The sequence below is a fragment of the Enterobacter sp. Ap-867 genome (genome assembly GCF_011752855.1).
Classification (GTDB): domain Bacteria; phylum Pseudomonadota; class Gammaproteobacteria; order Enterobacterales; family Enterobacteriaceae; genus Cedecea.
Genome location: NZ_VWWS01000004.1, coordinates 140,272 through 159,984, shown reverse-complemented (window position 1 = coordinate 159,984; position 19,713 = coordinate 140,272). Strand labels below are relative to the sequence as shown.

Genomic DNA, 19,713 nt, shown 5'->3' with positions numbered 1-19,713 from the left:
AACTAATCGACGATTTTTTCCAGATCCAGCAACTCTTCCAGCGTCAGCATGTTGCTTTGGGCTACCGCCAGCGCATCGTCCAGTCCTTTATTGTAGAGCGCGGGTGCCATTTTTTTCACCAGCTCGTCAAGGAAGAATTCGGCTTCAAACTGCCCTATTTGCAGGTCGTGCTTGTCGTCCAGCCAGTCGCTGATAAAGTCGCTCAGCTTGCGGTAGTCTTCGGCGGGTAACTCAATCTTCTTCATGACGCCTCCACGCCAGGTACCACCAGCGATTCGCCGATGGCGTAGAACTGGCCGCCGGCAATATAGTGCAGGCTGCGGTATTCCGGCGGGGAGGTTTCAAACGACCAGTGACCGTTCTGGAACACGCGGTCGTCGGCCCAGGCACCGATAACTTCGCCGATAAACAGGTCGTGGGCCTGATGGTTATGCGGTTCGGGGATAAGCCTGCAGACCATCCAGGCCGTGCAGCCCGCGACCAGCGGTACGCTGTGGCCAGGGGCGCGGAACAGCTCCACGCCGGATTGTTCGAGTTTGTCGGGCATCTCTTTCAGGCTGTGGGTACCCAGAAAATGGGTCATTTTGAGCTGGGCGGCACAGGGCACCTGAATCACAAAGGTGCCGCTGTTTTCGATAAGCGTGCGGGTGGCGGTGATTTTATCCAGCACCACCATCAGCTTGGATGGGGTAAAATCCAGCGCACAGGCCCAGGCGGCGGTCATCACGTCGTCCACGCCATTGTGGTGGGCAGACACCAGCACGGTTGGGCCGTGGTTGATCAGGCGATAAGACTTTTCTAACGGCACTTCAATGATATGTGGGTTCATACTTCGCATCCAGTTTTCATCAGGTTGCCGTCAGTTTGCCTGAACAACTAGCGCATTACTTTTCCTTTTTGTGGCCTAGCTGATGAGGCAGACAAATCAGCACCAGGCCGACGAAAATCGCCGCCACGCCGAGAAGTTTGCCCGGACTGAACGCTTCGTTAAGCCACGGCAGATTAATAGCCGCGAACCACACCAGCACATAGCTCAGGCTTAAAAGCGGATACGCTTTACTGAGCGGAATGCGTTTCAACGCCATATACCAGCAGCCCATGGAGAACGCGTAGGCCGCGAGCCCGCCGATCAGCGCCAGCAGCCCGTAACCGCCAAACAACACGGCCTGAATAAACTCAAGGCTCGCTGCGGCGGGAGGAAACTGAACCATCGCCCATTTCATGCTGAGCTGCGCCCCGCTGACCAGCAGCACGCTCATTAGCGCCCAGATATAGCCCATCAGGCGTGCCCTCCCAGCGCGATAATCCCCAGAATGATCAGCATCACGCCCAGCCAGTGGTGCGCCGAAATTTTCTCTTTCCAGATCCAGCGCGCGGCAAGGGTGACAAAAATAAAGTTCAGGCTCAGCATGGGGTAAGCGATGCTCACCTCGACGTGCTGGAGCACCAGCAGCCAGACGAGCATCCCCAGCCCTAATAACAGAACGCTCAGCCCAAGCCACAGCATCAGGTGGCGGCGCCCCGCCCCCTGAGCCGCCTGCTTCTGGCACAGCTGCCCGCCGCAGCTAAGCAAACTGGCCAGAATAATCAGCGCAATATTCATGGCTGCGCGTCGTACTCAAACAGCACAAAGCGCCCGCTGTTGGCCCGGTGATCCGGCTCCGGCAGCTTCAGGTCATTGAGATCGGTGTTATTCGACACCAGCAGCATCAGCGACACTTTGCCCAGCTTGCGGTGTTCCGCCAGCCAGGATGCGAACTCATCACCGTAAACAAAGCGGTTAGATACATCCGGATAATCAAGGCCGTAGCGCAGCTCGCCCGCCTGATTATAAAGATTGATATCGCTCCGCTTCAGCTCCCACGCCACTCCGGCGGCAATGCCGACGTTGTTGGTGAAGATGTAGCGACTGTCTTCCAGCTGCGGACGCATTTCATGAATGAACGCCTGCGGCTGCTTGGAATTTTCCACTTTCGATGGAATCACCACACCCACCAGCAGCGCCAGACCCAGCGGGCACAGCGCCGCCCAGTACCAGCGTTTCGCGGTCTGGCTCAGGGTCAAAAGACCGAACAGCCCCCAGACGGCAAAGGCCACGCACGCCAGTACAACTTTCAGCGTTTCATTGGCGGCATACACCGGATGTCTTGCCAGCCCCCACGGTGCCAGGAAGAAGGCCACCGTGATCACGCAGGCCGCCCCAAACAGCAGGTTAATCCAGCCGTTGACGCGTAAAATAGCGGAGCCGCTTTTCGCCAGCTCAACGGCATGACGCGCCATCAGGATAGCCAGCGGTGCAAAGCACGGCAGAATGTAGGTCGGCAGTTTGCCTTTGGCGATGCTAAAGAACAGCAACGGCATCACAACCCAGCCCAGCAGGTAGAACGCGCCGCCCTGCTCGCCTCGGCTTTTCCAGCCGCTTTTCAGCGCGCCCGGCAGCAGAGCAAGCCATGGCAGAGAGCCTGCAATCAGGAACGGAATGTAGTACCAGAACGGGGCTTTATGCTGCGCGTCTTTCTCCGCGAAGCGCTGAATGTGCTCCACCCAGAAGAAGTAGTGCCAGAAGTCAGGCTCGGCTTTGGCGATCGCAATCGCCCACGGCAGCGTAATTAGCACGGCGCTCAGCACCGCCAGCGGCCCGAACAACAACACCTCTTTCCAGCGTTTCTGTGCAATCACCCACGGCAGAACGCCAATCACCGGCACCGCAAGCGCCAGGAACCCTTTGGTCATCACGCCCATGCCGCAGGCCAGGCCCAGCAGCACGTAGCCACCCATCTTGCCGCCGGTGGTTTGTGCGGTACTGGCCAGCCAGAAACTGCACATCGCCGCCGTCAGCCACAGGGTGATCATCGGGTCGAGCACGGAATACGTACCAATGCCGTAGACCAGCAGGCAGGTGAGGAAAATAACCCCGGAAAGCACCGCGACGGTTTTATCGCGCCACAGACGGAACGCCAGCCAGTAGGTCAGCAGCGCGCTCAGGGTCACCGAAAACACGGAACCAAAACGCACGGCAAAATTGTTATGACCGAAGATAAACTGGCTGATGTTGTTGATCCAGTACCCCGCCACCGGCTTTTCGAAATAGCGCAGATCAAGGAAATGAGGAACGATCCAGTTGCCAGACAGCAGCATTTCACGGCTGATTTCCGCATAGCGCGTCTCATCCGGCTGCCACAGGTGACGAAACTCCAGAGGGACAAGGTAAAGCAAGGCAAAACAGACCAGAAGGGTCATTCCATATTTTGCAGATTTCATCGGTTCACGACTCTATAAGTTGTTGGCAACCCAGCCAGCCTTCGCGGCCTGGAATTGTCCCGCGCACAATTTTGCCTCTCGGCAGCGTGGATAAATCGTCCGGCAGAAGCTCGCTAAGCGGGCAGAACTGAACCCCCTCGGCGGCAGCCATCGCCAGCAATTCACTAAAGGAATCTCGCATCACCATCCCTTCGACTTCGGCATGAATGGTGTAAACCGGTGTGCCGCTGTCCTGGTGAATTTTATCCAGGATAAAGCGGTTAAACTTCTCTTTACTGACTTCGGTACCAATCACCTCGTCCCACGTTGGCAGCGTCACGGGAATTTGCACCGCAGCCTCGCTACCGTTAGACAGAACGGGGATAAACGGCGTAGTACCACGGCAGTCGCTATTGTACTGGAACGGGAAAGCGGCTTTCGCTTTCACCACGCGCTGGTCAGCACGCCAGCCCGCCACGGCCGAGCAGTTTACAGGCTGCCCGACAATTTTCTGCAGCGCATCCAGCCCACGGCGAATTTGCTGTTCGAGCTTGTCCTGTTCCCAGACGCCCGCCCAGGCCTGCCAGGCATGGTGATCCCAGGCATGGAGGCCCACCTCATGGTGGTCCGCCGCCGCCGCGATAACCTCTGCGTTGCCTGCGCCAATCACGCGCCCCGGCCACGCGGTACCCGCCAGCAGAATGTCCCAGCCATACAGCGATGCTGCGTTGGAGCGCAGCATCTTCCACAGGAATTTAGGCTTGATCAGGCGCCACAAGTGGCGCCCCATGTTGTCTGGCCCAACGCTGAAGAAAAAGGTTGCCTGAGTCGAGTGTAAACTTAGCGTCTCCAGAAGGTTTGGCACCCCTTCACGGGTGCCTCGCCAGGTGTCGACATCAATACGCAGGCCGACTTTTCTCATGAAGCAGGGTCCGTCAGCTCAACGGTTTTCAGGAAGAAGTCCAGCGTCTCGTCGATGGTTTTCTCCATGTGCACTTCAGGCGTCCACTCCAGCAGGCGCTGGGCGTTGCGGATGCTTGGCTTACGGTGTTCAACGTCCTGATAACCTTTGCCGTAGTAGGCGCTGCTTTCCACTTCGCGGAAACCGGCGAACGGTGGGAACTGGCTACGCAGCGGATGACGTTCGAAGCTTTCCAGCAGCATTTCTGCCAGCTGTTTGATGCTCGCTTCGTTATCCGGGTTACCGATGTTGATGATCTGGCCGTCGCAGTTATTGTTTTTGTTTTCAATAATGCGGAACAGCGCTTCGATGCCGTCGCCGATGTCGGTGAAGCAGCGCTTCTGCTTGCCGCCGTCGATAAGCTTGATCGGAGAACCTTCTACCAGGTTCAGGATCAGCTGGGTAATGGCACGGGAGCTACCGATACGCGCGGCGTTCAGGTTGTCCAGACGCGGGCCCATCCAGTTAAACGGACGGAACAGCGTGAAGCGCAGCCCTTCTTTTTCGCCGTATGCCCAGATAACACGGTCAAGCAGCTGTTTGGACACGGAGTAGATCCAGCGCTGTTTGTTGATTGGCCCAACGATCAGCGGGGAGTTATCTTCGTCAAACGACTTGTCGGTGCACATGCCGTACACTTCGGAGGTGGACGGGAAGATAATGCGTTTTTTGTATTTCACGCAGTCGCGGATGATCTTCAGGTTCTCTTCGAAGTCGAGTTCGAACACTCGCAGCGGGTTACGGGTGTATTCGATTGGCGTCGCGATGGCTACCAGCGGCAGAACAACGTCACACTTCTTAATGTGGTATTCGATCCACTCGGAGTGAATGCTGATGTCACCTTCCACAAAGTGGAAACGCTCGTTGCCGATGAAGCGAGAAATCGCGTCGGAACCGATGTCCAGGCCGAAGATTTCGAAGTTGTCATCACGCAGCAGACGTTCGGTCAGGTGATTACCGATAAAGCCGTTCACGCCCAGAATCAGTACGCGGGTACGACGTTTGATAGCGGAAACAGGTTTGCTGCTCAGAATCGCGCCGCTAACCAGGCCCAGAGACTGTGCCAGCTGGGAACCCTGCATGTACACGCCGTTTTCAGCCTGGCCGGTCACGACTTCCAGAGCACCGGTGCCGCAGGCAATCACCAGCGGGTTAACGGAGATAACTGTCCCGGCTTTCGCGCCATTGTTGCTTTCCAGCACGCGGCTTTTCCAGATGATGAATTTGCCGCCGCCCACGTAGCTGAACGCGCCTGGCCACGGTTCGGTCACCGCACGCACCAGGTTGTTAGCTTCTGCTGCAGAGCCTTCCCAGCTGATCGCGCCATCTTTAGGCGAACGGCCGCCGAAATAGGTCGCTTTGGATTCGTCCTGAGCGGTCTGCGGGAAGTGACCGGTTTTGATCACCGGCAGGCTTTTCGCCAGCAGGGATTTCGCGGTTTCGCACAGTTTGTGGTGCAGGGTCAGGGCAGTATCTTCTGCGGCAATCGCCACGCGTTCCTGAGCAACTATGTCGCCCGCGTCCGCGCGTTTCACCATGCGATGCAGGGTAACGCCCGTTTCGGTTTCACCTTTCACCAGCACCCAGTTCAGCGGCGCGCGGCCACGGAATTTAGGCAGCAGGGAGCCGTGGAGGTTAAATGCCCCGACGGAAGCGCAGTCCAGAATCTCTTCGCTCAGCAGGTTGCGGTAGTAGAAGGAGAAAATCACTTCAGGCTGTGCGTCTTTAATGCGGTCGACCCACAGCGGGTGGTTCACATCTTCAGGAGCAAAAACCGGGATGCCGAATTCTGCCGCCGTGCGGGCCACAGAACCGAAGAAGTTATTCTCAGCGGCGTTATCCGGGTGAGTATAAATTGCTGCAATGTCATAGCCTGCTTCAACCAGGGCACGAACACCCACACAGCCCATATCGTGATAGGCGAAAACAACTGCTTTCATTATTGATTTTCCTCTGAAGATAAAGCGGTTTCACTGCTAACTACGCGTTGAATAAAGTAACGAGGGCGAGCACGCACGTCGTTATAGATACGGCCAATGTACTCACCCAGCAGCCCCATTCCGATGAACTGGGCGCCAATAAAGGTGAACAGAACGGCGAAGAGCATAAACACCCCGTCCGCCGCCCACTGCGGGCCAAGAGCAAGACGTAACACCACCAGCAGTACCGCGAGGGCAAAACCGGACAGTGCGATAATGCTGCCGACGACGCTAAGTAAACGCAGCGGCGTTGTGGTCAGGCAGGTGATCAGGTCATACATCAGGTTGATCAGGCGCATGAAGCTGTACTTCGAGTCGCCAAACTGACGCTCGTCGTGGTGCACCGGGATTTCGATGGCGCGGCGGGCAAAGGTGTTGGCCAGAATCGGGATAAAGGTACTGCGTTCGTGGCAGTGCAGCATCGCGTCGATGATATGGCGGCGGTAGGCGCGCAGCATACAGCCGTAGTCGCCCATCGCTTTACCGGTGGTGCGCTGGATCAGGTGGTTGATCATTTTTGACGCACGCTTGCGGAACCAGCTGTCCTGGCGGTTCTGGCGCACGGTGCCCACCACGTCATAGCCTTCGTCGGCTTTCTCAACCAGGCGCGGGATCTCTTCCGGCGGGTTCTGCAGGTCGGCATCCAGGGTGACGATAAGATCGCCGGTGACGTGGCTAAAGCCCGCCATAATGGCCGAGTGCTGGCCATAGTTACGGTTCAGCAGCACCGCGACGATGTGGCTGTCCGGGGCTTCTGCCGCGCGGGTCAGCATGGCGGCAGAGTCATCGCTGCTGCCATCATCAATAAGGAGAATTTCGTAATCACGGTTCAGCTTTTGACAAGCTTCAGTGGTACGACGCAGCAGTTCAGGCAGGCTGTCCTGTTCGTTGTACACCGGGATCACAACGGAAACTTTCTTGATCGGTTCCGGGGTCGTCATCTTAGAGTCCTGCTATTTCACGTAAAGCGGTAATGACGCGGGAAGTGTCATCGTCGGTCATGGTTGGGAACAGTGGAATAGAGCAAATGCGCTCGCTGTTCCAGTCGCTGTTCGGCAGTTGAAGCTGCGGATAGCGCTCGCGGTAATACTTCTGGGTGTGCGCCGCGCGGAAGTGCAGGCCGGTGCCGATGCCGCGCTCTTTCAGCGCTTCCATCAGGCCGCTGCGGGAAATGCCGCAGGTGGCTTCATCCACGCGGATGATAAACAGATGCCAGGCATGGCGATGCTGCCAGGTCGGGGTGGCCAACGGCAGGAATGGCGTGTCGGCCAGCTCTTTGAGGTAGCGTTCGGCGATTTCCTGCCGACGGACGTTGATTTGCTCCAGCTTGCCCAGCTGCACCAGCGCGATAGCCGCGTTAATGTCCGCAAGGTTGTATTTGAACCCCGGGGAGATAACTTCAGCCTGCGGCGCGCGGCCATGCGTCTGACGGTCAAAGGCATCTACGCCCAGACCGTGGAATTTCAGGCTACGAATGCGGTTAGCAAACTGGTCGTCGTCGGTGACGATCAGACCGCCTTCGGCGCAGGTCATGTTTTTGATGGCGTGGAAAGAGAAGATAGCCGTGCCCTTGCCGCCAACGTGCTTGCCTTTATACTCGGTGCCCGCGGCGTGCGCAGCATCTTCAATCACCGGAATGCCGTGACGTTCCCCGATGGCGCGAATAGCGTCGATGTCGGCAGGCGCGCCCGCGTAGTGCACGGGAATGATCGCTTTAGTGCGTGGAGTAATGGCCGCTTCAATGGCTTCTGGCGTAACCATCAGCGTGTCGCGATCGACGTCGATCATCACCGGTTCGGCGCCCAGCAGCACAATCATGTTGAGCGTGGAGACCCAGGTCAGCGAGGGAGTAATCACCTCGTCACCCGCCTGCAGCCCAAGCGCCATCAGAGTAACGTGCATCCCGCCGGTGGCCGAACTTACCGCAATGGCATGTTTATTGCCGGTTAAGTCGCAAAATGCTTTCTCAAGCGCCTGGTTTTTCGGCCCGGTTGTGATCCAGCCGGATTGCATGACTTCCGTTACCGCTGCAATTTCTTCCGCACCTAACGCCGGGCGTGAAAAAGGCAGAAAATCACTCATTACGTGGATTCCTTATTAAATCGCTAAACGCCAAAAGCTGACGGGATAATGAATCAGGCTAATTAAATAAAAGCACAACACTAGGGAAGTACGGCCTGTTTAGCTAAACATCTTATCAATGAAAAGAATTTAACAAAGAAATCTTAGAACAGTATTAAGAAAATGAGATATAACGAAAAATCGTGACGTTAAGCGTCGGCTGGCGAGCCTATGCCCTTCACAACCCCTGCTTGTCATCTGAATATCATGATTAAGGCATGTTTGTTGAATAGCGGAATAATTCCGTAAGTGACAAATAATAATGCATCCTCCCTGCGTGGTTAAAAAAACCGCCTGAAGCAGGCGGTTTTAAATAATAAGCAATGAAATTAACGCTTCGCTTTCCCCGGCAGCGTTTTCATCAAATCGTCCGGGCTAATGGATGCCACCACGCTCCCCGGCAGCGGCATCTTCAGGATGTGGTTCTTCATCTTGCCGATGACGTGCATTTCGCACGGGCGGCAGTCAAATTTCAGCGTCAGCACTTCATCGCCGTGCACCAGCTGCATTGGGGTCGCTTTCCAGCTCTTGATGTTCCCTTTTGCCTGTTTCGGGCAAAGGTTAAACGCAAAGCGCAGGCAGTGCTTGGTGATCATCACCGGCACTTCGCCCTTCTCTTCATGTGCTTCATAGGCAGCGTCAATCAGCTGCACGCCATAGCGGTGATAAAACTCACGCGCTTTATGGTTATACACGTTCGCCAGGAAGCTTAAATGGCTGTCCGGGTAGACCGGCGGCGGCACGCTCACCGCTTTACGGATGCCGCGCTGGTAGTTTTGCAGCCGCGCTTCGGTCAGCGCTTCAATGGCATCACGGCGCAGCTGGTTAAGCTGGGCGTTTGGCACAAATAAAGCTTCTTCCAGCAAGATGTTCACTTTCCGCGCGGAGTACATGGTCTGGCCCAGCTTGGTCAGGCCGTCACGCAGGCTGTCGAACGCTTTCTGCGGGTTATTGGCGACGTCAAACTGGCCGACGAGCGTTTGACTGACGCTGACGCCCTCTTCGCTGGTGGCTTTCATCACCAACTGCTGCTGGCTGCCGCTCAGTTCGATATCCACCGCCACGCGGCGCTCGCTGGAGGTTTTCAGCAGCGCCTGCTGCCAGTTGTGGTCCAGGTTACGGTTCAGCGGGTGGTTCGGGCGCACTTTTTTCAGCGTTTCCGGCATTTCGTTTGGCCAGACGCGATACTGATTTTTTCCGGTTTTTTCCACCGTATTAGCGCGGAAGCCGACGATTTCACGCTTGATCAGCACGTTCAGGCCATCGCCGTTAGTCAACGTATCGGTAGTGGTCACGTCGAGGTGGTCTTTGCTCACTTTCAGCACTTCGCCCACCGGCAGGCCAATAAATTTTGGCGAGTCGAACGCACCGATGTCGATTTTGCGCTCGTTCACGAAGTAGTCAGTGCTGCCGCGGTGGAACGTTTTGTCCGGGGACGGAATAAAGTAGTGCGATGTCACGCCGGAAGACGCACGGGTCAGGTCGCTGCGCCCTTCCATCAGCTCGTCCAGCAGTTGGCGGTAGTACGCGGTGATGTTTTTCACGTAGCTCATGTCTTTGTAACGCCCTTCAATTTTGAAGGAGCGCACGCCCGCCTCGACCAGCGCCGCCAGGTTGGCGCTCTGATCGTTGTCTTTCATCGACAGCAGGTGTTTTTCGTAGGCTACGACGCGGCCCTGATCGTCTTTCAGGGTGTACGGCAGGCGGCAGGCCTGCGAGCAGTCGCCGCGGTTGGCGCTGCGCCCGGTCTGGGCGTGGGAAATATTACACTGCCCGGAATACGCCACGCACAGCGCGCCGTGAATGAAGAATTCAATCGTCGCGTCAACATTCTGGTGAATGGCGGCAATTTGCTGCAGGTTCAGCTCGCGCGCCAGCACGATTTGCGAGAAACCTGCATCGGACAGAAACTTCGCTTTTTCCACGCTACGAATGTCGCACTGGGTACTGGCGTGCAGCTCGATCGGCGGCAGATCCATTTCCAGCACGCCCATATCCTGCACGATCAGCGCATCAACCCCGGCTTCGTACAGGTCGACGATCATCGAGCGCGCAGGCTCCAGTTCGTCATCATGCAGAATGGTGTTCAGGGTAACAAAAATTTTCGCCCCGTAGCGGTGGGCAAACGGCACCAGTTCGGCCAGGTCTTGCAAGCTGTTACCGGCGTTGTGGCGAGCGCCAAAGCCAGGCCCACCGATGTAAACCGCATCCGCGCCATGGAGAATGGCTTCGCGGGCGATGGCGGTATCACGGGCAGGGCTGAGTAATTCAAGTTGATTTGCGTGCAGGCGCATAAAATTTGTCGTGTTCTGTAATGGCGAAAGGCGGCTATTGTAGTCACTTCCCCCGCGCAAAAACAGAGGGATTATGCCGTCGTCACCGGATAGTGAATCAGCGAGTGAAAATGCGTCTCATCGGCACCTGAATTACGGTACGCGTGAGGGCTATCGCCGTAGAATTTTAAGCCATCTCCGGCCTGCAACGTCTGCCATTCTCCGTCAACATTCATATCCAACACGCCGCTTATCACCACCACATGCTCGATAACGCCGCTGTCGTGCGCCGACGACTCGCTGAGCGCGCCGGGGGCGAGGCGAATAGAAAAGTGGTCAAAACGCAGGTGCGGATCGTAAGGAAAAATCGGCACCACCACCATTTCCCGGTGCTGCGGGTCAAAGACCGGGCGCACGGGTGCGGAACCGGCTTCGAGGAAAACCGAAAACGGCACGTTAAAGCCGGTGGCAATCTTCCATAATGTGGCGACGGTCGGGCTGGATTCGTTGCGCTCGATCTGCCCGAGCATCGCTTTCGACACGCCGGTTTGTTCCGCCGCGAAGGTCAGGCTCCAGCCTCTGGCCTGACGCAGGCCTTTAAGGGTGTTTGCCAGATGTTGCGCTATATCCATTCTCTCCTCCCGTTAAGGGCGCAGTATAGCGCCTTGTGCGCTATAACGCACGATGCTATATTCTCCGGACGTTATAACGCACAGCGAGCCAACCATGCGCCTTTCTCTGCCCCCGTTTCCCACCGTTTTGGCCGGTTTTGTTGCCGTCCTGGTCGGCTATGCCAGTTCCGCCGCCATTATCTGGCAGGCCGCAGATGCCGCAGGTGCCAGCCCGCACCAAATCGCTGGCTGGCTGACAATGCTGGGCCTGGCGATGGGCATCAGCACGCTGGGGTTAACGCTGTGGTATCGCGCGCCCATACTCACAGCCTGGTCCACGCCGGGCGCGGCGCTGCTGGCCACCAGCCTGCCGGGCTACAGCCTGAACGAGGCGGTGGGCATTTTTATTTTCGCCTCTGGGCTGATCCTGATCTGCGGCCTCACCGGGCTGTTCGCCAGGCTGATGCGCCTGATCCCGTCTACGCTCTCCGCCGCCATGCTGGCCGGGGTTTTACTGCGCTTTGGCCTCGACACCTTCACATCGTTACAGGGTCACTTCTTACTGTGCATCAGTATGCTGGCCGGCTGGCTGCTGGCGAAGGTGTTTGCCCCGCGCTATGCCGTGGTTGTCGCCATGCTGGTTGGCCTGCTGATTTGCTTTATCAGCGGCGAGCTTCACGCCGGGAGCGTCCCGGTTTCTGTCGTGGTGCCGGAATTCATCGCCCCCTCATTTAGCCTCGCCAGCCTGCTGGGCATCGGCGTACCCTTCTTCCTGGTGACCATGGCCTCGCAAAACGCCCCCGGCGTCGCCACGCTGGCGGCCTCCGGCTACAAAGTCCCGGTTTCACCGCTGATTGTCGTAACGGCGTTAATAGCCCTGCTGCTGGCACCATTCGGGGTATTTTCGGTTTGCATCGCCGCCATCACCGCCGCCATTTGCCAGAGCGCTGAAGCCCATCCCGACAAAGACAAACGCTGGCTTGCCGCCGCTGCTGCTGGGGTATTTTACTTATTGGCCGGCCTGTTTGGCGGGGCGATCTCGACGCTGCTGACGGCCCTGCCGCTCGCCTGGGTCCATACCCTTGCCGGGCTGGCTCTGCTGGGCACCATTGCCGGAAGCCTGCATCAGGCGCTGAACCACGAGCGCGACAGAGACGCCGCCGTCGTGACGTTTCTGGTGACCGCCTCAGGCGTCAATCTGCTGGGCGTCAGCTCTGCATTTTGGGGGGTGATCGCCGGGGGGATTTGCTACACCGCGCTTTCAAGGCTGAAGCGCGCGTAGCTGCGAGGGCGTTGCGCCAAAGACGCTTTTAAAGCGGGTGCTGAAGTGGCTGGGCGAACTAAACCCGCAGGCCATTGCGATCTCCGTCAACGTCAGTTTTCCCTGACGAACCAGTATTTCCGCCTTTGCCATTCTGCGCTGCATCACGTACTGATGTGGCGCCAGGCCGGTGGACTGTTTAAACATACGTGCAAAGTGGTATTCGCTGAGATCCGCCAGCCGGGCAAGTTCACCCAGGGTCAGCGCCTCACTCAGGTTCTGCTCGATATACGCCTGGGCATTGCGCAGTACCGCCGGCGCCAGCCCGCCGCGCACCGTCGGCAGTTTCCACTGCACGCTGCTGTAATGCTGCACGAGATGCGTCAACAGCAGCGTAGAGGCGGTGCTTAGCGTCAGGTGATTAGCCCGCTGCTGCCAGTCGCTGCTCAGCAGAAAGTGACGATAAAGCTGGGTTATGCGCGGGTCGTCGGCAAAGGTTTTTTCATCAAGGTTGATGGCCGCCGGGCTGCGGTCCCAAATCTGCGCGGCAATCTCTTTCAAATGCTCGTCGGTGCAGTACAGGTGCACAAACGAGAAGTCATCCCGCACGTCCCAGGTTGATTCACTGTCTTCCGGCATAATGCAGAAGCGATCCGGGCCGCCGCCGTTGCGCCAGCCTGAGCTCGTTTTTTGATACGTTTCGTACCCTTCGGTCACGTACAGGCTCAGCGTGTGGTGATCGCAGCGCTGGGTAATGCAGTCATTTCCGTTGGACCAGGCGGCCAGCTGAATCCCTGAGCCAAGCTGAACGCTGCCGTTCAGGCGGGCTTTGTGCTGCTGCAGGTTTTCAAAGGCGTGGTATGGCGCGGTCATAGCGGGAGTCGGCTTCTGGAACATAATGGCTAGTGTAAGGACTGCGCGCCGCCGTCGCCACTGCCGCCGTGAAAAAAAACCGCAAGAATATGCAAGTCGCTGGCCCGGATGAAAGTCGCAGAGCGGAAAAAAAAGGAGACTCGTCATCTGGTTTTGACTGACGAGAACAACAATGAACGCTTTGCTTTATATTCTGGTGGTGGTGATTTGGGGAACGACCTGGATTGCCATTTATATGCAACAGGGGGTCGTTTCAGTTCCCGTGTCTATTTTCTGGCGCTTTGCCGTGGCGGCCGTGGTGATGCTTGTTGTGCTGCTCGCGCTGGGCCGCCTGAAGCGTATCGGGCTCAAAGACCACCTGTTTTGCGTCCTGCAGGGCACGTGCGTGTTCGGCTTCAACTTCTTCTGCTTCTACCACGCGGCGGCCTATATCAGCTCCGGTCTGGAGTCGGTGATCTTCTCAATGGCGGTGCTGTTCAACGCCTTCAACAATTTTCTGTTCTTCCGCAAGAAACCGTCTCCCCGCGTATTGCCCGCTGCCGCGCTGGGCATTGCCGGCATCGTGGCCCTGTTCTGGCACGATCTTGCAGCCACTCAACTGGCGCCTTCGCTGCTGATCGGCATCGGCCTTAGCGCGCTCGGCACCTTTGGTTTTTCGCTGGGGAATATGATCAGTGCCCGCCATCAAGGCCAGGGCCTGGAAACGCTGTCCACCAATACCTATGCGATGTTTTACGGCACGGCAATTATGGGCGTCGTAGCGCTGGCGAGCGGCGAATCGTTTATGCCGGATTTCACCGTGCGCTACCTTGGCTCGCTGCTTTATCTGGCGATTTTTGGTTCGGTGATAGCCTTTGGCGCCTATTTCACCCTGGTAGGCCGCATCGGGGCGAGCCAGGCCGCCTACAGTACGCTGCTCTTCCCGCTGGTGGCGCTGACGCTGTCGACGCTTTACGAAGGGTACGTCTGGCACGCGAACGCCGTACTTGGGCTGGTGATGATCCTGCTGGGTAACCTGGTGATGTTTGCTAAGCCGGAACAGTGGCTGCCGTGGCGGAGAAAGCTGGCGTAATAAAAAACCGCAGCTTGTTCAGGGCTGCGGTTTTTGTTTGCAAAAAAGGTTATTTATTCGGCACGTCAAACATCGTGGCATCGGTGGCCAAATCATCCACAACCTGTTTCAGGGTATCGACGGTGACTTTGGCATTTTCGTTGCTGAGCGTTTTCCCTTCGCCCTTACGGACCACGCGTAAAACGGGTTTGTTGGTTGCCGCATCAATCAGCTCGCCTTCGAAATAGAGATCGGTATTCATGGTGCGGTGCCCGGTGGCCATTTGCGTGCCTGCGACAACCATCGCAATCGGAATCACCTCATAGAACTGCAGCCCTTCTTTGCTGCTGTCCACGCCGGTGATCGCGCCCCGGAAAATAAGGCTGTGAGGGCCTGGCGTCGTGACCAGCGGTTTCCGCTGCGCCGCCGCGGCTTTTAATTTGGTGTTGGTGTACGCCAGCAGACCATCCAGCGTGTTCTGGCCTATTTGGGTCGTGGGCCTTGGCGTCGGGTAGTAGACCACCGGATTGTAGACCAGGCTGTCGTAGTTGCCGGGTTTGAAGTTCGGGTCAACCCAGCGCATAACGGTTTTACCGGTAGCTGATTTTGTCTCCTGCAGACCGGAGTAATCTTTTAGAAACCCAGAGTATTTTTCTGGCGCGGTGGTTTTTGAAGCACACCCCGCCAGCGCTAATAAACCTGCCAGACAAGCCACTTTAAAATACGTTTTGCTCCGCATCGTTTGATCCTGTTTGTGGGTATAAGCCTTTCAGGTATAGCAAAAAACGACACTTTGTGTGGGGGTTAAGCGGCCTTGACGTCAAAACTCAGATCGCGCGCTCATCGCCGGGGGCGGCAAGCCCATCGCAAAGCAGGTCAACAATCAATAATGCGCCGTAATGCCCTTCCCCGGGAGGCAGCCAGACGTCACCGGCCTGCCCCGCGCTGGCGGGATCTTTCGTCACCATAACGATGGCTGCGCCCTGCCGCCTGGCCTGCTGCACGGCCGCTAACAAGGTGCTGTCCGGCGTCGAGCTGGCAAAGACGATCATCGCCTGCTCGCGATTCAGCATTGAGGCGGTGAAGCTCATCAGGGCAGGATCATAACAGACGCTGGCGGGCTGGCCCTGCGTCAGCAGGCGGTACTGCAAAAGGCTGGCAAAAGGCGTGTCTGCCGCGCCTGCGCTGAAAATATGAATCGCTTTCGCTTGCTTCAGCAGCAAAACGGCGCGCGAAACATTAGCTTCCGGAAGCGTTTCCAGTTGCTGAGTTAGCGCCTGCTGGATGCCGCTCAACCGCTGTTGCCAGGAAGCCGGTAGCTCGCTACCCGGTATGGCGGTGCTGGCCTGCGCCAGCTTCATGCGTAGATCACGAATATCGTCGCAGCCTGCGGCTCTGGCAAAGCGCGTGATAGTGGCCGGACTGACGCCCGCCGCCTGGGCAAGCTGGTCGATTGTCGCCGACGACGCAAAGCCCGGATCGTGCAAAATAGCCTGCGCAACTCTCGCTTCCTGCTGGCTGAACTCCGCCAGCCGCTGGCGGATCCGGCTGATAATGTCGCCCTCAGCATCCCGCCCTATGGAATGAGAAAAGCGCTCCAGCACGTCTTTCGCCACGCCGCCACGGTTGGCCAGAAACTGCAGCGTGTCATTATCCACCCAGGCGGCATCCCCCAGCAGTTGAGACGGCGCTGCCAGCAAATCCTGTACCCGGCTGTCGTGCTGCTGGTGGCGAACCTGGCCGAGGAAATCATTCATATCGCTGCAGCCGATGGTACGCGCGAACTGCTGGAGCGTAGCCTGACTGACACCCGCGCGCGCCGCCAACTGCTCCATGGTGGCATCCGGTAGCTGGAAGAAATTCTCCAGAAAAAAGCGGGCCAGCCGCGTTTCCTGGGGAGAAGAGTCGGCTAACCCATGGACCAAGTGATAAACAATATCCATCGCTGAAAGGTTCCTTGTGTCTGCGTCACAGGCGGATAAATCATCATAATGCGTTGAAATTATTTTTCAATTAACTTTGCCGCGATGCCTTGCCGCCGTTTCACCCTCCTCCGTAAAAGTCTTGTTATTCCTTTAACATTCGGGAAACCAATAATCCAACGCAGATCACGGTCATGAAAATAATTTTCATACATGCTGAATAAACGCGCTGTTGTTTGAAACACGTTTTCAATTTGAAGGATAAAGGTAATGAAAAAGATCATGTTGTGTTGTGCCGCAGGGATGTCCACCAGCATGCTGGTGCAAAAAATGCGTGCCGAGGCCACAAAACGCGCCCTGGACATTCAAATTGACGCGGTGTCTGTGGCCGAAATTGAAAGTCACCTGCAGAGCGCCGACGTGGTGCTGCTCGGCCCTCAGGTGCAGTTCGAACTGGCCCGCCTTTCCGAGCTTTCGGCTCCTCTCGGCAAACCCGTGGCGGTGATCGACATGATGGATTACGGCACCATGCGCGGCGACCGCGTGCTGGATAAAGCCATAACTCTGATGGCCTGATACCGGGAGAAACCAATGAAAATTACCGTTGTGGGCGGGGGCAGCAGCTACACCCCGGAACTGATTGAAGGCCTGATTCTGCGCCATGCCGCCCTGCCGATGACGGAGCTGGCGCTGGTGGATGTAGAAGCGGGCCGCCAGAAGGTTGAAATCATCGCCGCGCTGGCTCGCCGCATGTTCGGCAGCAAAGGTTTGGAACAGGTCAAAGTGACGGTGCATTACGAACCAGACGCTGCGATTGTGGGTTCCAGCTTTGTGCTGACCCAGCTTCGCGTGGGGCAACTGCCCGCTCGCGCCGCCGACGAACGCCTGGGCCTCAGCCACGAGCTGCTAGGCCAGGAGACCACCGGTGTCGGTGGTTTTGCAAAAGCACTGCGTACTATTCCGGTGATGTTGGACATTGCTAAACGCGTGGAGCGCCTGGCCCCGAATGCGTGGATTATTAATTTCACCAACCCGGCGGGGATCGTCACCGAGGCAGTTTCCCGCTACAGCGCCGCCAACATTGTTGGCCTGTGCAACGTGCCGGTGACCATGCACCACACCATCGCTGACATGCTCCAACTGCCTTACGACAAAGTCACGCTGCGCTTCGCCGGGCTCAACCACATGGTGTGGGTGCACGAGGTGATTGCCAATGGGCGGGACGCGACCGCCGAGGTGATTGAGATGTTGTGCGATGGCGAGCAGTTGTCGATGAACAACATCAAAGCGATTCCGTGGCCGCCAGCCCTGCTGCGAGCCCTGAAAGCGATCCCTTGCCCGTACCACCGCTATTTCTGGCAAACCCGCACCATGCTCAAAGACGAGCTGGCGGATGCGGCGAACGGGAAAGGCACCCGCGCCGAACAGGTAATGAAAGTCGAGGCCGAGCTGTTTGAGCTGTACGCCAACCCACAGCTCGACAAAAAGCCGGAGCAGTTGAGCCAGCGCGGTGGCTCGTTCTATTCCGAAGTGGCCCTGGAGCTTATCGACGCCCTGCACAATAACCTCGGCAAGCAGATGGTGGTGAATACCGCCAACAACGGCGCTATTCAGGGGCTGCCGGACGACGCGGTGATTGAAACCAACTGCGTGATCGACGCGCTGGGGGCCCATCCGCTGGCCTTCGGCAAACTTCCTCCCCTGATGAATGGCCTGACCCAGCAGGTGAAAGACTTTGAACGACTGACGATTGAAGCGGCGGTCCACGGCGATAAGCAGCAGGCGCTCCTGGCCCTGATAGCGAACCCGCTGGTGGCTGACGTGAATATCGCTCAGGCGTTGCTCGATGAAGTGCTTGCAAGCAACAAGGCGTGGCTGCCGCAGTTTAATTAGCGCCGCTTACCGGTGGGCGATGCTTTACGTCCACCCCACAACAGAAATCAATAACAATAATGCCCGGCCATGCGCCGGGACAGGGGTAACCGTGTCCGCAAAGAAATCGTTTCTTGAAAAATATGTGCTGCCCGTGGCGCTGAAAATCGCCGGGCAAAAGCACGTGCTTTCCGTCCGCGACGGGATCATTCTGAACATGCCGTTCATGCTGATTGGCTCGTTCTTCCTGATTTTCGCCTATCTGCCGGTGCCGGGTTACCCCCAGCTAATGACCGATCTGTTTGGTGCCACGTGGCAGACCAAGCTGCTTTATCCGGTCAAAGCGACCTATGACATCATGGCGATTATTTCGAGTTTCGGGATCGCCTATCGTCTGGCCGAAAAATACCGCACCATCGACCCGCTCACCGCCGGGGCGGTGTCGCTGGTAGCCTTTATCATGACCATCCCGCAGAACATTATGTTCACTCCGCCGTCCGGGGGGCCCGCTGAGTTTGTGAAGGGCGTGCTGCCCATGGGGCAAATTGGTAGCCAGGGGCTGTTTGTCGCCATTCTGATCGCCCTGCTTTCTACCGAAATTTACCGGTTTATCAGCAATCGTAATCTGGTGATCCGCATGCCGGAGGGCGTGCCGCCTGCGGTAGCAAAATCGTTCCTCGCGCTGGTGCCGGGTTTTTGCGTGTTGGCCGTGGTGCTGGCGCTTCGCCTGCTGGTGGAAGCCACGCCGTTTGGTGACATCAACACCATGATCACCGATCTGGTCGGCATTCCGATGAGCCACATTGGCGGCTCGTTACCGGGAATGATCGTGTCGGTGATCCTGATTGGTATTCTGTGGACGCTCGGCCTGCACGGCGACACCATCGTGCTGGTGTTTATCCGCCCTGTCTGGCTGACCAATATGTCCGAGAACCTGGCGGCATTCCAGAACGGCCTGCCTATCCCGCACATCATTACCCAGCAGTTCTATGACCTGTGGATCGCCCCTGGCGGCACCGGGGCGCTGTTAGGTCTGGTGATCTTTATGCTGATCCGCAGCCGCAGTGTGCAAATGAAGCAACTGGGTAAAATTGCCGCACCGGGCAGCCTGTTTAACATCAGCGAACCGATGGTGTTTGGCATTCCGCTGGTGATGAACCCGTACCTGGTGGTGCCGTTTATTTTGACCCCGGTGGTGCTGGTGATTGTCTCCTACACGGCGATGGCAACAGGTCTGGTAGCGCCGCCTGCGGGGATTGCGCTGCCGTTCACCACGCCGATTATCGTCAGCGGCTATTTAGCGACAGGCGGCCATGTTTCCGGCTCGATTCTGCAGATTGTGAACCTGGCTATCTCGCTGGTGATGTATTATCCGTTCTTCCGGGTCTGGGATAACCTGAAATTCCGCGAGGAGCAACAGGCGAATCAGGCGACGGCAACTGCGCCAGTGGAGGCGGTGAGCGAGCGTAGTACGATGTAGCGGTTGATTTGTGTCCGAAAGAGGGAAAGCCCTCACCCCGACCCTCTCCCCAAAAGGGAGAGAGCGGAA

19 protein-coding genes are annotated in these 19,713 nt (G+C 57.4%); 5 read left to right on the top strand and 14 right to left on the bottom strand.

Going from position 1 to position 19,713, the window contains the following annotated elements; all coding sequences use genetic code 11:
* Positions 1 to 2: 2 nt before the first annotated feature.
* The 11 genes from F3J26_RS12830 to F3J26_RS12780 form a co-directional block, all read right to left on the bottom strand.
* Entirely contained in the window at positions 3 to 245 is a 243-nt protein-coding gene (locus F3J26_RS12830; protein ID WP_008460710.1) for a DUF2164 domain-containing protein, read from the bottom strand.
* Entirely contained in the window at positions 242 to 829 is a 588-nt protein-coding gene (locus F3J26_RS12825; protein WP_166994226.1) for a flavin reductase, read from the bottom strand. The genes F3J26_RS12830 and F3J26_RS12825 overlap by 4 nt, the downstream gene beginning before the upstream one ends.
* A 55-nt stretch (positions 830 to 884) precedes the next feature.
* Entirely contained in the window at positions 885 to 1,280 is a 396-nt protein-coding gene (gene arnF, locus F3J26_RS12820; protein WP_205246494.1) for a 4-amino-4-deoxy-L-arabinose-phosphoundecaprenol flippase subunit ArnF, read from the bottom strand.
* A complete protein-coding gene (arnE, locus tag F3J26_RS12815) occupies positions 1,280 to 1,603 on the bottom strand; it encodes a 4-amino-4-deoxy-L-arabinose-phosphoundecaprenol flippase subunit ArnE (RefSeq protein WP_008460715.1) in 324 nt (107 codons plus the stop codon). Before arnE ends, arnF begins: the two co-directional genes overlap by 1 nt.
* Positions 1,600 to 3,261, bottom strand: a complete 1,662-nt coding sequence (arnT, locus tag F3J26_RS12810) for a lipid IV(A) 4-amino-4-deoxy-L-arabinosyltransferase (protein ID WP_166994224.1) — start codon at positions 3,259 to 3,261, stop codon at positions 1,600 to 1,602. Before arnT ends, arnE begins: the two co-directional genes overlap by 4 nt.
* 4 nt (positions 3,262 to 3,265) lie before the next feature.
* Positions 3,266 to 4,162 (bottom strand): 4-deoxy-4-formamido-L-arabinose-phosphoundecaprenol deformylase, encoded by an 897-nt coding sequence (arnD, locus tag F3J26_RS12805; protein ID WP_166994223.1) that lies wholly within the window; start codon positions 4,160 to 4,162, stop codon positions 3,266 to 3,268.
* Positions 4,159 to 6,141, bottom strand: coding sequence for a bifunctional UDP-4-amino-4-deoxy-L-arabinose formyltransferase/UDP-glucuronic acid oxidase ArnA (arnA, locus tag F3J26_RS12800; RefSeq protein WP_008460722.1), 1,983 nt, complete (start codon positions 6,139 to 6,141; stop codon positions 4,159 to 4,161). The genes arnD and arnA overlap by 4 nt, the downstream gene beginning before the upstream one ends.
* Complete coding sequence (gene arnC, locus F3J26_RS12795) at positions 6,141 to 7,121, bottom strand: undecaprenyl-phosphate 4-deoxy-4-formamido-L-arabinose transferase (protein WP_008460725.1); 981 nt, start codon at positions 7,119 to 7,121, stop codon at positions 6,141 to 6,143. Before arnC ends, arnA begins: the two co-directional genes overlap by 1 nt.
* A gap of 1 nt (position 7,122) precedes the next feature.
* Positions 7,123 to 8,262 carry a UDP-4-amino-4-deoxy-L-arabinose aminotransferase gene (gene arnB / locus F3J26_RS12790; RefSeq protein WP_008460726.1) on the bottom strand — a complete coding sequence of 380 codons (1,140 nt, stop codon included), beginning with the start codon at positions 8,260 to 8,262 and terminating at the stop codon, positions 7,123 to 7,125.
* A 368-nt stretch (positions 8,263 to 8,630) separates the two neighbouring features.
* Positions 8,631 to 10,595, bottom strand: coding sequence for a peptidase U32 family protein (locus F3J26_RS12785; protein ID WP_166994222.1), 1,965 nt, complete (start codon positions 10,593 to 10,595; stop codon positions 8,631 to 8,633).
* 71 nt (positions 10,596 to 10,666) lie between these two features.
* Entirely contained in the window at positions 10,667 to 11,206 is a 540-nt protein-coding gene (locus F3J26_RS12780) for a helix-turn-helix domain-containing protein (RefSeq protein ID WP_008460728.1), read from the bottom strand.
* A 94-nt stretch (positions 11,207 to 11,300) separates the two neighbouring features.
* On the opposite strand from F3J26_RS12780, the gene F3J26_RS12775 reads away from it, so the two are divergent.
* Positions 11,301 to 12,467, top strand: coding sequence for a benzoate/H(+) symporter BenE family transporter (locus tag F3J26_RS12775; RefSeq protein ID WP_166994220.1), 1,167 nt, complete (start codon positions 11,301 to 11,303; stop codon positions 12,465 to 12,467).
* Here the strand turns inward: F3J26_RS12775 and F3J26_RS12770 are convergent.
* The gene (locus F3J26_RS12770) at positions 12,447 to 13,319 is read right to left on the bottom strand and encodes a helix-turn-helix domain-containing protein (RefSeq protein ID WP_166994219.1); all 873 of its coding nucleotides are present in this window, start codon (positions 13,317 to 13,319) and stop codon (positions 12,447 to 12,449) included. The two genes, F3J26_RS12775 and F3J26_RS12770, sit on opposite strands and share 21 nt — an antisense overlap.
* Positions 13,320 to 13,491: 172 nt before the next feature.
* On the opposite strand from F3J26_RS12770, the gene F3J26_RS12765 reads away from it, so the two are divergent.
* Positions 13,492 to 14,391, top strand: coding sequence for an EamA family transporter (locus tag F3J26_RS12765; protein WP_166994217.1), 900 nt, complete (start codon positions 13,492 to 13,494; stop codon positions 14,389 to 14,391).
* A 49-nt stretch (positions 14,392 to 14,440) separates the two neighbouring features.
* On the opposite strand, the gene F3J26_RS12760 is transcribed toward F3J26_RS12765, so the two are convergent.
* Together F3J26_RS12760 and F3J26_RS12755 are read right to left on the bottom strand one after the other, a co-directional pair.
* Entirely contained in the window at positions 14,441 to 15,109 is a 669-nt protein-coding gene (locus F3J26_RS12760) for a DUF3313 domain-containing protein (protein WP_166874594.1), read from the bottom strand.
* 88 nt (positions 15,110 to 15,197) lie between these two features.
* The gene (locus tag F3J26_RS12755) at positions 15,198 to 16,313 is read right to left on the bottom strand and encodes an SIS domain-containing protein (RefSeq protein WP_166994216.1); all 1,116 of its coding nucleotides are present in this window, start codon (positions 16,311 to 16,313) and stop codon (positions 15,198 to 15,200) included.
* 249 nt (positions 16,314 to 16,562) lie between these two features.
* On the opposite strand from F3J26_RS12755, the gene F3J26_RS12750 reads away from it, so the two are divergent.
* From F3J26_RS12750 to celB, 3 genes are all read left to right on the top strand, one after another.
* On the top strand, positions 16,563 to 16,868 hold the full coding sequence (locus F3J26_RS12750; protein ID WP_008460736.1) for a PTS sugar transporter subunit IIB: 306 nt from the start codon (positions 16,563 to 16,565) through the stop codon (positions 16,866 to 16,868).
* A gap of 15 nt (positions 16,869 to 16,883) precedes the next feature.
* The gene (locus F3J26_RS12745; RefSeq protein WP_166994214.1) at positions 16,884 to 18,185 is read left to right on the top strand and encodes a 6-phospho-beta-glucosidase; all 1,302 of its coding nucleotides are present in this window, start codon (positions 16,884 to 16,886) and stop codon (positions 18,183 to 18,185) included.
* Between the two features lie 91 nt (positions 18,186 to 18,276).
* Positions 18,277 to 19,644 carry a PTS cellobiose transporter subunit IIC gene (gene celB / locus F3J26_RS12740; protein ID WP_166994213.1) on the top strand — a complete coding sequence of 456 codons (1,368 nt, stop codon included), beginning with the start codon at positions 18,277 to 18,279 and terminating at the stop codon, positions 19,642 to 19,644.
* The last annotated feature ends 69 nt before the right edge of the window (positions 19,645 to 19,713 follow it).